General features: G+C 53.8%; 1 protein-coding gene. It reads left to right on the top strand.

Annotation, left to right across the window (positions count from 1 at the left end; translation table 11 throughout):
• Positions 1 to 2,246: beta strand repeat-containing protein (locus tag A7D14_RS19945; RefSeq protein WP_176712351.1), on the top strand; the 2,246-nt coding region annotated here is incomplete at both ends.

Genomic DNA, 2,246 nt, shown 5'->3' on the forward strand with positions numbered 1-2,246 from the left:
ACCTCGTTGGGCCTTAACGGGACCGTGCTGGAGCTTGTCGACGGGGGCGGAACGTTGAGCGACGACCTAGATGCGGTCTTTGCCACCGACGCGGAACTTTTGGCGGCCACTGACGACGACATCACGGGTGCTTCGCTGGATGCGCCGAGCAACGTACTGACCATAAGCGAGGGCACCACTGACGTTACCGTTGACCTGAGCGACCTTGACGACAGTGCCGGGGTTGCGGCCAACGCAAGCAACATCGCTACTAACACGACCAATATCGCAACCAATACAACTGACATTGCTGCGAACACGGCTGATATAGCGACAAACACGGCCAATATCGCAACTAATACAAGTGATATTGCGACCAATACATCTGATATAGCTACGAACGCAAGTGACATTGCAACAAACGCATCAGATATTGCTACCAACACATCAGACATCGCCACAAACACTGCTGACATTGCCACGAATACGGCTGACATTGCAACGAATGCCACGGATATCGCGAACCACATCGCCGCCGATGGCGACACGGACGCCGGGAACGAGTACAACACCTCGTTGGGCCTTAACGGGACCGTGCTGGAGCTTGTCGACGGGGGCGGAACGTTGAGCGACGACCTAGATGCGGTCTTTGCCACCGACGCGGAACTTTTGGCGGCCACTGACGACGACATCACGGGTGCTTCGCTGGATGCGCCGAGCAACGTACTGACCATAAGCGAGGGCACCACTGACGTTACCGTTGACCTGAGCGACCTTGACGACAGTGCCGGGGTTGCGGCCAACGCAAGCAACATCGCTACTAACACGACCAATATCGCAACCAATACAACTGACATTGCTGCGAACACGGCTGATATAGCGACAAACACGGCCAATATCGCAACTAATACAAGTGATATTGCGACCAATACATCTGATATAGCTACGAACGCAAGTGACATTGCAACAAACGCATCAGATATTGCTACCAACACATCAGACATCGCCACAAACACTGCTGACATTGCCACGAATACGGCTGACATTGCAACGAATGCCACGGATATCGCGAACCACATCGCCGCCGACGGCGACACGGACGCCGGGAACGAGTACAATACCTCGTTGGGCCTTAACGGGACCGTGCTGGAGCTTGTCGACGGGGGCGGAACGTTGAGCGACGACCTGGATGCGGTCTTTGCCACCGACGCGGAACTTTTGGCGGCCACTGACGACGACATCACGGGAGCTTCACTGGATGCACCGAGCAACGTACTGACCATAAGCGAGGGCACCACGGACGTTACCGTTGACCTGAGCGACCTTGACGACAGTGCGGGGGTTGCCGCCAACGCAAGCGACATCGCAACGAACACATCCAATATCGCCACCAATACGGCAGATATAGCCACAAACACAAGTGACATCGCGACAAATGCTTCAGACATTGCCACAAACACTTCGGATATCGCTACAAACACATCCGATATTGCGACCAATACAAGTGACATTGCCACGAACACGGCCGGCATCGCGACAAATGCTTCAGACATCGCAACGAACACATCCAATATCGCTACTAACACGACCAATATAGCTGACAACACAACTGATATTGCGACCAATACAACTGATATTGCCACGAACACATCTGACATTGCGACAAATGCCACGGACATTGCGAACCATATCGCCGCCGATGGGGACACGGACGCCGGGAACGAGTACAACACGGGAAGCGGTATCACAGGAGGTAACCTGGAGATCACGGACGGTGGCGGCACCGAGTCTGTCAACCTGATCAGTGGTGATGCCAACAACAACATAACCGCGGGATCCGATGGTGCGCTGTACCTTAATGTGGCCTCCGTATCGATAGCCGAGACCAACACCGCCTTGTCCTTCAACAGTTCGACAAGTGAATTGACCTATACCAACGAGTTGGGGAACAATCCGGCGGTTGATATTTCAAGTCTTGACGACAGTGCGGGTGTAGCGGCCAATGCAAGCGACATCGCGACAAATGCTTCAAACATTGCAACGAACGCTACGGATATTGCAACCAACACATCCGACATCGCAACGAACACATCCGACATTGCCACCAATACAACTGACATTGCTACCAACACGACCAATATCGCAACCAATACAAGTGATATTGCGACAAATGCCACGGACATCGCGAACCATATCGCCGCCGATGGCGACACGGACGCCGGGAACGAGTACAACACCTCTTTGGGCCTCAATGGCACTGTACTGGA

Origin of the sequence: Allomuricauda sp. CP2A, from assembly GCF_001683915.1 — a bacterium.
In the GTDB taxonomy this organism is placed as follows: Bacteria; Bacteroidota; Bacteroidia; order Flavobacteriales; family Flavobacteriaceae; genus Flagellimonas.